The organism is Candidatus Stygibacter australis (assembly GCA_030765845.1).
Taxonomy (GTDB): Bacteria; Cloacimonadota; Cloacimonadia; order Cloacimonadales; family TCS61; genus Stygibacter; species Stygibacter australis.
This window is the reverse complement of the sequence record JAVCDJ010000178.1, coordinates 1-10,996: the sequence shown is the minus strand read 5'-3', so window position 1 is coordinate 10,996 and position 10,996 is coordinate 1. Positions and strand designations below refer to the sequence as shown.

Genomic DNA, 10,996 nt, shown 5'->3' with positions numbered 1-10,996 from the left:
TAAGGCAGTAATCTATGATATTTATTTTATTCCCCCTCCTCCACTGGTTTGATAGCAGCTATCAAACCAGTGGAGGAGGGGGAATAAAAAAGAAAAAATGATTTGACTGGAGATATAGTACATTGCGAAGGTGTGAACACCATACGCAAGGTCTTGGCTGGTGGGAATTTAACAGTATCATAACTTCTGACTTAGCTGGGGGAAATATTGGACTTGACATTGTTTCAGGTTTAGAGCAGTTAGGAAAAGATAAGAAACGTTACGATATAAAGGAGGAGTTATGGCTCGTGGTTTAAGTAAAAAATTTATGGATGAATTATTAAGTGGTACATTGAAAGAACTTCTTGAATTTGTACAGAGAGATGACACGTTAGATTTGGAAATTCGTAGGGAAGAAGTACACATTTATTACCGAGGGGGAAAAATATTAGGGTTGAAGCCTAAGAAAACTGGGTACACTTTAACATTTGATAATAAATATTTGAAAGCACTGACATCTAACTCGAAAATCACAGAAGGAATGTTAAATTACTCCAGAGAAAATCATGAATGGGAAAAATATTTTGCTTATACAAAATGTGTTATTGACATGTATTTCAATATTAAAGGTAGATATGAGCGGGAATTTCAGCAGGTAGTAGCACGGGTGAATAACTACTCCAAAATCTCAAATTCTACTGATTATTTCATTATTGATATAGAATATGCTAACGGGGCTGGTGCCAGATTTGATATAGTTGCTCTGGAATGGGTAGCTACGACCTCTTCCAGAAAAAAACCTGATAATTGCAGGTTAGTAGTTTTTGAGATGAAATATGGTGATGGAGCTTTAACAAAAAAAGCTGGTATTGAAGATCATCTGCGAAAGTTTGAGAAATTTATCATAAATAAATCTAAGGTAAGTAGTTTTAAAACAGAAATGCTGCATGTCTTTAAGCAGAAACGAGAATTAGGATTAGTAATTTTCGGGAAGAATGGGAATAGTAATGAAGTGAAAAAAGTAGAAGAAGAAATTGATTTTGCTTTTATAATTGCTAATCATCAACCTGCCAGCCTAAAGCTTAAAAGAGAGATAGGTATAGCTGCTCAAGATTATGATTTTAAGTTAATAATTGCTAATTTTATGGGTTATGGCTTATATAAAGAATGTCTTTATAGTCTGGAAGATTTTTTAGTAAAGTTTCCAAAACAGATATATTCAGGAAAGAAATGAACATAAAAATACATCGCGGAACAGGTGAGATAGGTGGTTCATGCGTGGAAGTGTGGACTGCATCTACTCGCATAGTGCTGGATATGGGATTACCTTTGGTTAATCCTGATGGAACACCGTTTAAGGGGAATACATATCCAGGCAGGCTTTTACCTGATATCACGGGTCTGTATGATGGTTCGGGTGATATTGCGGTATTGATCTCGCATGCTCATCAGGATCATTATGGCTTATTGGATCATGTGCATGATAAGTGCGATATATATCTGGGGAAAGCTACTCAGACGCTGATTGAGATAACTAATTTATTTACAGGCAAGGACTGGCAGATTGGCAGACCACATCATTTTGAATCAGGTAAATCGTTTATGATCGGTGATATTGAGATCACGCCATATTTGATGGATCATTCGGCTTATGATGCTTATGCTTTTTTGATTACTGGCGAGGGGAAATCACTATTATATAGTGGAGATTTCAGGTCGCATGGCAGAAAGGCAAAGGTATTTTACTGGTTTAAAAAAAATGTGATCAAGAAAGTGGATTATCTATTGTTAGAGGGAACCACAATAGGCAGCAGCAGTCATAAGTCAATCAGTGAAAGTGATATAGAAGAGCAACTTATTAACTTGTTTGATTCAACAGAAGGCATTAATCTTATCTATACATCAGGGCAGAATATAGACCGGCTGGTTTCCATATTTAGAGCCTGTCGTAGAAGACGTAAGATCATGGTGGTAGATTTTTATATTGCCCACATCTTAAAAAGTTTGAAGAATGATAGTATTCCCCATCCTTCAGAAAGTTATCCTGAAATCAGGGTTTTTTTTCCTTATAGACTGTCAAACAAGATGTGCCGTGAGAACCAGGAAAAACTGCTTTATCAATTTAAAAAGTATAAGATTACTAAAGAAGAAATTGATCTTAATTACAAAAATATAGTTATGCTGGTGCGTCCATCAATGAAATCTGATTTAGAGAGGATTTCCAATCTTTCAGGTGGGAATTTTATCTACTCGTTATGGGGCGGTTATAAGAAGGATGACTACACTTATGACTTCATCAAATACCTCGAAAGCAGGGGCATGAAGAGCTTAGACCTTCATACCAGCGGACATGCGGATATAAAAACATTAAAAGAGATGGTTGAGGCAGTTCAACCGGCAAACATTGTTCCTATTCACACCTTTGCCGGGGATGAATATGAGAAGATATTCACTGATACTAATATATTGCGGGTAAAAGACGGAGAGATTATTTAGAGCCTTCCGTCATTACTGGCTCTGTGAGCATCTATATCGAAATATTCATCTTCATCGAAAACGGGAGCCAGCTTTTCACAGCTTGTGCTTTTTTCTTCCAGATAAGTGAAGGTTATGCAATTAACAGCCCAGGAAAATATTTCCGCTACCAGTTCACTGATATTGGGATCATAAATATCTTTTTCACCTTCAACAGGTGTAATCCGTTTTCCGACTAAATCTGCCAGATGGCCTGCTTCATGTGTTATCACACCTAATGCTTCCTGCTGAACATCGCTATTGATCCAGACCAGGAAACCCTGTTCATCTACTTCCTGAAATACTCCGTTAGTTATATTATCATCCTCATCATTTACCTGGATATTAAAACCTGAATAATATTCTTCTACTTCTGCTGGAGTGGCGATAATAACCAGGAGATTTTGTTTCAGTGTCTCCCAGTTAAAGCATAAACATCTTGCCATAATATTCTCCTGAAACTAATTTATTGATATTTTTAAAATCAAGTGCTATTGAGTCTATCAATAAATATTAGAATACAATAATATTATTACGGTGTCAGATGGGAAAAAGAATTTAGTAATTTCATCTTCTAACTGTATCAAGAATTATGTTATAAGGTTAATAATAATTTAGATTGACAGGAGGGACTGAGAATAAAATTTGAAAGGTTCAAAAGTGGGATAAGGAGAATGCACTTGGCAAAGAAATTAGAGATAGATCAGAGCAGGATCAGGAATTTTTGTATAATTGCTCATATCGACCATGGTAAGTCAACTCTGGCGGATCGGATGCTGGAAGAAACAGGGGTGATAATTCAGGGTAAAATGGTTGATCAAGTGCTTGATAACATGGATCTGGAGCGTGAGCGGGGGATAACTATCAAATCTCATGCGATCAGATTGCCTTATATATATGAAGGGAAAACATATATCTTGAATTTGATCGATACTCCTGGTCATGTGGATTTTTCTTATGAGGTATCAAGGAGTTTATCTTCCTGTGAGGGAGCATTGCTTCTTGTTGATGCTGCTCAGGGGATTGAAGCCCAGACGATGAGCAATATGTATCTGGCATTGGAGAACGAGCTGGAGATAATTCCCGTGATCAATAAAATAGATTTAATCAAGGCAGATATTGATGGTACATCTCATGAGATAGAAGAGACTATGGGAGTACCAGCAGAGGATATATACAAAGTGAGTGCCAAAGAGGGCATCGGCATTGATGAATTATTGCGGGGAGTGGTGCAAAAGATACCTATGCCCAAAGGTAAATTGGATTCGCCGACCAAAGCACTGATCTTCGATTCCTATTTTGATCCTTACCGGGGAGTGATAGTGCTGGTACGGATGTTTGATGGCAAATTGAATCGGGGAGATATGATAAGGCTGTTTTCCAACGGTAAAGAATTTAAAATAGATGAGATAGGTTATCTGGGGATCCAATTTGAGGAGCAGCCATATTTGACTGCTGGAGAAGTTGGATATATAATCTCCGGGATCAAGGAAGTTGCTGATGCGCGAGTGGGTGACACCGTAACAACATTAAAAAATGGGTGTACTGAGGCGTTACCAGGTTTTGAAGAACCTAAACCTATGGTATATTCAGGTATATTTCCCATGGATAAGGAGAATTACAGTGATCTGAGAGACAGCATAGGAAAATTGAAACTTAATGATTATGCCTTAACTTATGAACCAGAGAGTTCACTTGCCCTCGGTTTTGGATTTCGCTGTGGATTTTTGGGGATGCTGCATCTGGAGATATTTAAAGAGAGACTATATCGGGAATTTAAAGTTCAGATCATTGCAACCACGCCCAGTGTGCGATTCAATGTGCATCTGACAAATGGGGATACAAAGATAATTTATAATCCTATTGATATGCCGAACCTGGTGAGGGTGAATTATATTGAAGAACCGATCATGGATGTGGAGATCATAGTTCCCACTGAATATGTGGGTAATATAATGAAATTGTGCCAGGAACGACGTGGTGTGCAAAAAGACTTGCAATACATTGATGAGAAACGGGTATCATTGAAATATGATCTGCCACTTATCGAGATCATTTTTGATTATTATGATAAACTGAAATCTGTGAGTCGAGGATATGCTTCGCTTGATTATCAGTTCAATAAGTATCAGCGTTCACCAGTAGTGAAAGTGGATATTTTGATAAATAGTGAAAAGGTTGATGCCATGAGTTTTATCTGTCATGAGACCAAAGCTTACAGTTGGGGAAAAAGCGTAACAGAAAAATTGCAGGAAGTGATACCCAGACAATTATACAAAGTGGCATTGCAGGCAAGTATCGGCTCTAAGATCATTGCCAGAAGCACAATCAATCCTGTTCGTAAAGATGTGACAGCAAAATGCTATGGTGGAGATATTACCCGTAAACGCAAGTTACTGGAAAAGCAGAAAGAAGGTAAAAAGCGCATGAAGGAAATTGGCAGCGTGCAGGTGCCGCAGGAAGCATTTCTGGAAGTGTTGAAAGCGGAGAGGGATTAAAGAGAATTTTTAATTGTGAATTTTGAATTTTGAATGGGTTGGCTGGATTGGTGCGGATTTGGGAGCTGAAATTCACCTGAAAGTTTTTGGGGTAATTCAAAATTCAAAACTCAAAACTCAAAATTATTTGAGTGCTTGGAATAAATAATGCTTAATATAATAAAAAGAAAAATACAGGATAGATTCGGAGGAATGATAAAATGAAGTTCAGAATTTTTGTTTTACTGGGAATAACATTGATGATAATGGTGCTTTTCACGGGTTGTGCTCAGCCAAATGATCCGGAAGATAATGATGGAGATGAAGTATATTTGCAGCTCGAGGCAGTTTATCCTACTGAAGGATATGTTAGTGATGTAAAAGTAACAGATGATTATGTTTACGTAGCAGAGGACGAGGCAGGGTTTTCTATCTGGGATAATACAACAGATACCCTGCTAACGCGTTATAATGAAGACAGATTCTCAAATATCAAATTAATTGCTGTAGATGAAGTCAGTAATGGAATGCTGGTATATAATAAATGGGGCAGTGGAACCGGAGTTTATATATTTAATATAGCAGATAAGAGTAATCCAGTGAATAAATCTTACGAATCTGGAAATTCTGTAGATATCTCAGTTTTAAATACAACCTCTATTGACGACACGACGTTTCAATTTTACTGGTTGAACCTAGATAAAGAATACTATTCAGGCGAGATCGGGTCATCTTCGGGTGGTGAAAGTTGGAATTTATCTGGCCTGGCCTTAGGAAATTTTGATTATGATGTAGCTGATTTTGATGAATATTATGACACAGGAACAATCTATTGTGCCAGTTTTCAATTAGGATTAAAAATAGTGGAAAAACAAATATCTAATTACGTAGCAGATTTTCCATTAATGGGCACCGTGGGTACAACAGGTCAAACAATTGCTGTCAAGGTTGTTGACAATATTGCCTATTTAGGCAACCGTGAAGAAGGTATTCAGGTCTTTGATATTTCAGATATAGATAATCCAATAGAACTTTTTAATTATGATACCACAGGACTGGCATCAGATATTGAAGTGAATACAGAATTGAATGTATTTGCTCTGGCTTCCACGAGTGGAGGAGTATATTTGTTTAACGGACCAGAAGGTGAAATTAAAAGATTACAGCGCATAGATGATAGTGAGATAGGTTATACCTATTTGATTGAAATGCATAGTGACCGGCTTTATGTGGGAACCCGTTACGGCGTTTATAAATATAAAATAGTGAATATATAAGGAGTTTTGAAATGAGGAAAGCATTTTTTATAGTGGTGATATTGATTGGACTGGCTTCACTCTTAGGACAGGTTGAATGGCAACTGGATGGAGTTCCAGTTCGTCAGGGAGTAAATATTGAATGGTTCAGAAGTGCAATCGACCTTCCGGGAGGCGGATGTGTGTTAACCTGGAGTGACACCCGCAGGGGAGATCGTGACGTATTTGCTCAAAGATTGGATTCAGACGGAAATTGGATGTGGGGTGATTCTGGAGTATTGATCAATGGCGAGATCGACCGTCAGGAAGATATTGTGGTGATCAATGGAGCTGGAGACGAGACAATTTTTGCCTGGGTAGATTTCCGTAATGAGATCGCTGGCGATATATATGCACAGAAGCTTGACGGTGATGGAAACCTGATGTGGGATCTGGAAGGAGTGCCATTATGTCTGGCAGAAGATATTCAGATATCATTGAATATTGTAACTGATGCAGATGGTGGAGCTTATATAATCTGGCTTGACAGCCGGAATACTGGCGGAGTTGATATTTATGGTTCACATATATTATCAGATGGCAGCATTGCTGCAGGCTGGGGTGATGATGGCAGTTCAATAATATCAGCTAATGGAGCTCAGACTCAGCATACATTCTGGGAAGATGGAGAAGGTGGAGCCGTGTGCGTTTGGCACGACGAGCGTGAACCTACAAATCAGAATTTATATATGCAGCGGATAGATTCCGAAGGCAATCATCTCTGGGGAGAGAATGGCACCGTATTATGTGATGCACCCACAATTCAGGAAAGTGGCAAGATTACGCCAGATGGTGATGGTGGATTTATAATTTCCTGGAGAGATAGAAGGTTGGATGATGGTGGAGATATTTTTGCTAACCGGATAGATTTAGATGGAAATATTCTTTGGGCAAATGATTTAGAAGTATATGTGGGAGTGGGCGATCAGACAAATCCTCGCATCACAGAAGCATCAGATGGTGGAGCCCTGGTAACCTGGGAAGATAATCGTAATGATGCCACTTATGCAGATCTTTACGCTCAAAAAATAAATCTGGATGGAACAATAGCCTGGGATGCAGCAGGTGTAGCAGTATGTGAAGAAGAATACCATCAGTTGAACCCGCGTCTTGTGGGCGATGAGAATGGTGGCTGCTGGATTATCTGGGATGATGGCAGGGTGCAGGATCATCCTCATGAAGATATCTATTTTCAGCATATAGATGGCAGTGGTAATGCAGTATTGGAAACCAATGGCAGGATAGTATGTGATGCTTTTGGACTTCAAAGTGCACCATTGATCAAAAAAGATGTAAATAATCAGATATATTTGATCTGGAGTGATGAACGTACAGGATCAGTAGGGATACGTGAGCAATTGATTGATGCTGACGGTAATTTTCTTCTGGATGATGATGAGAATGAAATATATTATGGATTATGTGGAGACGGCACCAATTATCAGATACTTGGCAAGCCTGACAGCAGAATGCTGTTCTGGGAAGATACCCGTAAATCTGTGATAGCCAGCCAGATATATATGCAGGTGATGAATGACGACGGCAGTTTTGGCTTAATAGAAGATGGAGTTCCTATCACAGAGATGACAGGAGCTAACCAATTGAACATGCAGAGTGAATTAATGGGTGATAATGCCGTTCTTGTCTGGGAAGAATTACGGGGAGATATGATAAAAACCTATACTCAGCTTGTAGATGAAGATGCTAATCACTACTGGGGTGACGCTGAAGGGATGGGACTTCAATTAAGTAACAGAGATACCAATCAGCATCATGCCCATTTATCAGTAATGGGCGATGCCGTATATTATGGCTGGTCAGATGTTGATCAAGATTTTGTCAATCCCACCTATCAGGTTTGTGCCCAGAAAGTAGTAAATGGGGAGATCCAATGGGATGAAGATGCTGTGATTGTGGCTGATAATGTTGGTGATGATGTTCTGCGTGATATAGTGGAGAATTACTTTATCTGGGAATTACAAACATCTCCTGATTTTGATGTTTATGTGAATAAACTCGATGACAATGGTGAAGTGTCAGCGAACTGGTCAGAAAATGGGATTCGAGTTTGTGGTGCAGTCCTCCATCAGCTTAATCCTCAGGCAATGATGACTTCAGCCGGTCTTCTGGTAATGTGGGAAGATTTACGTTCAGGAGTAGATGTTGATATCTATGGTCAGATAATTAGTGCTGATGGAGAAACATTATGGGAAGATGATGGAATTCCTTTTGTAGTGCAGTCAAACGATCAGTCAGGCTTTCAGATGGAATATTATCAAGACAATATATATCTGATCTGGAATGATATGCGTGATAGTCTTGATTATGATATTTATATACAGAAATATGATCTGGATGGTAATGAACAATGGCAGGCTGGTGGAGTTCCTGTAGCTGTGAAGCCAGGTCAGCAGGCAAATCCTGCATTCACTTTTTTGGGCAACACAATTCTGGTTTACTGGGATGATCTTGTAGCGGAAAATGACATTAATTTATTTTCACAGAAATTATATCTGAATGGAACTTTAGTGGCTGGCTGGCCACAAGGTGGTACTGAAATTTGTGCTGCTATCAAGAACCAGCAGAATCCAGTAGCAGATACTGATGGAATAGAATATTCCTTTGTGATCTGGAGTGATTTCAGATCATCAGGAAAAACCGATATTTATAATATCTACGCTCAAAAGCTTAGTCATCCCGATAATGCACAGGATGTTAACGAGTTAGACGGTCTGATTGATATTAGTTTAAATAATTATCCTAATCCTTTCCATACAGGCACAATTCTCTCCTTTGATCTCGGCAGAGATTATCTTGAGGATGGAGTTGTGGAAATATTCAATGTGAAAGGACAAAAAGTGAGAACACTGGAAGCGACTACAAATCAGGTTTACTGGGATGGCTGTAATACAAATGGCAAACTTGCAGCAACTGGAATTTATATGTACCAGTTCAGTAATAAGAATTTTAGCAGTACAGTATCAAAGATGATCCTGATAAAATAATTAATGATTTGATTGCAAAAGCAGGATAGGTGAGACTATGAAGAAATTAGTATTAATAATATTCATCCTGGCAGTTATGAATATCTGGGGTCTTGATCCCATTTATCATTCTAATGCTGAAATTGCTGCAGAGCTGGATTCATTGCAGCAGCAATATCCCGATATAATGCTGGTTCGCGAATTAGGTCTAACGGCTACTGACGCACAACCGGTATTAGCTGTGAAAATATCTAATAATGTAACTGTGGATGAAGATGAGCCGGCAGTTCTGTTTTTAGGGCAGTGTCATGCCGAAGAGATTATGGGTGTGGAAATCAGCATGGCTTTGATCAATAAGTTGTTGTTATATCATAATGCCACTCCCTACAGTTGGTGGTTAGAAAGTATAGAAATCTGGATAGTGCCAACGCACAATCCTGAGGGATTGCAGGTTGTAACAGATGAATGGGATGTCACCTATCGCAAAAATAAAACTGACATGAATAATAATGGTCTTTTTGATTATGAGGTGGGTGTGGGACATGACCTGGATGGCGTGGACTTGAACCGTAATTATGATTTTAACTGGGTTCATGGAGACACCCTTTGGTGTCCGGAAGGTGATCAGCTATTTGATTACTATCGTGGACCAGCGCCATTTTCAGAACCGGAAGCGCAATATGTGAAGGCATTGTCAGATGAACAGCATTTCATCTATTCCATTGCCTGGCATTCCTCTCGGACTGGACTTCTTTCTCAGAAGATTTTTTATCCCTGGGACTGGGAAGGAGTAAAGCCCTGCGTAGATTTAGCATTTAATACTGATATGGGTAGTACTGTGGCTCACCTGATAGAAAACGAGAGCGGCACAGGTTATTATGAGCCTTCAGCAACGGATGGCAGAAATTCCAAAGCTCATGACTGGTTTTATAATGAATATGGGACTTTACAATTTGAGATTGAAGCAGGAACATCTAACTTGCAGCCAGGACCTGAACTATTGCAGGATACAATTGATCGGTGTATAAATGCACCATATTATCTGATGAACCGTATCATTGGAAATAATGCAGATAAGGCAATGATTACAGGTCATGTAACTGATGCAGTAACAGGAGAGCCCTTACAGGCAGAATATTTTATTGAAGGACATAATGCACCCTCCTTTACTCCCCGCTTCAGCGATGAGCTTTATGGTCGATTCTGGTGGCAGTGCGAGAGTACAACCTATACTTTGCATATACGTAAAAAAGGCTATCAGGATTACATTTCTTCAGTATCAGTGAGTAATTATCTCTGGGCAACGCGTGAAGTGGAATTGCAGCCCTTGCCAGAAGCCAGTATTACGGGAAATGTCTCTTTTTCTGGTGAATCGGTTGACCTTATTGTAAAGGTTTGCCACGAGATGGGTGATGAATATTTCAATTTCCCTGCCGGTGAGCAGGAATATAATATTGACTGGTGGGAAGGAGAAACTGAAGTAGTATTTATTGCAGGTGGTTATGCCACCCAATTTGCTTATATGGACCTTGCAGAAGGGGTGAATAATTACGATATCCAGATGGAACCAGAGGTAGTGCTTTTTAGTGAAGACTGGCAAGGTGATTTCTCACAGTGGAATGTAGATGGAGACTGGTATATTGGAATTGATCCTGTTTATGGAATTCCATCAGCCAAGGATACATCTGAACGGTTTTATGCAAATTCTTCTGAAAGCACTTTAGAAATTGCTGGTTTCTTTAATTTT

At 39.0% G+C, this 10,996-nt stretch carries 8 protein-coding genes; 7 read left to right on the top strand and 1 reads right to left on the bottom strand.

All coding sequences use genetic code 11. The features are described from left to right. Window positions 1-280: 280 nt before the first annotated feature. Together RAO94_08960 and RAO94_08955 are read left to right on the top strand one after the other, a co-directional pair. Window positions 281-1,213 (top strand): hypothetical protein, encoded by a 933-nt coding sequence (locus tag RAO94_08960; GenBank protein MDP8322465.1) that lies wholly within the window; start codon window positions 281-283, stop codon window positions 1,211-1,213. Beyond that, window positions 1,210-2,475 (top strand): MBL fold metallo-hydrolase, encoded by a 1,266-nt coding sequence (locus tag RAO94_08955; protein MDP8322464.1) that lies wholly within the window; start codon window positions 1,210-1,212, stop codon window positions 2,473-2,475. Before RAO94_08960 ends, RAO94_08955 begins: the two co-directional genes overlap by 4 nt. Here the strand turns inward: RAO94_08955 and RAO94_08950 are convergent. Beyond that, complete coding sequence (locus RAO94_08950) at window positions 2,472-2,939, bottom strand: hypothetical protein (GenBank protein ID MDP8322463.1); 468 nt, start codon at window positions 2,937-2,939, stop codon at window positions 2,472-2,474. The genes RAO94_08955 and RAO94_08950 overlap by 4 nt on opposite strands. A gap of 234 nt (window positions 2,940-3,173) precedes the next feature. On the opposite strand from RAO94_08950, the gene lepA reads away from it, so the two are divergent. From lepA to RAO94_08925, 5 genes are all read left to right on the top strand, one after another. After that, the gene (lepA, locus tag RAO94_08945) at window positions 3,174-4,991 is read left to right on the top strand and encodes a translation elongation factor 4 (protein MDP8322462.1); all 1,818 of its coding nucleotides are present in this window, start codon (window positions 3,174-3,176) and stop codon (window positions 4,989-4,991) included. A gap of 22 nt (window positions 4,992-5,013) precedes the next feature. After that, window positions 5,014-5,139, top strand: a complete 126-nt coding sequence (locus RAO94_08940) for a hypothetical protein (GenBank protein ID MDP8322461.1) — start codon at window positions 5,014-5,016, stop codon at window positions 5,137-5,139. Between the two features lie 52 nt (window positions 5,140-5,191). Next, window positions 5,192-6,247, top strand: a complete 1,056-nt coding sequence (locus RAO94_08935) for a hypothetical protein (protein ID MDP8322460.1) — start codon at window positions 5,192-5,194, stop codon at window positions 6,245-6,247. A gap of 11 nt (window positions 6,248-6,258) precedes the next feature. Beyond that, on the top strand, window positions 6,259-9,270 hold the full coding sequence (locus tag RAO94_08930; GenBank protein MDP8322459.1) for a T9SS type A sorting domain-containing protein: 3,012 nt from the start codon (window positions 6,259-6,261) through the stop codon (window positions 9,268-9,270). 37 nt (window positions 9,271-9,307) lie between these two features. Beyond that, window positions 9,308-10,996: M14 family zinc carboxypeptidase (locus RAO94_08925; GenBank protein ID MDP8322458.1), on the top strand; the 1,689-nt coding region annotated here is incomplete at its 3' end.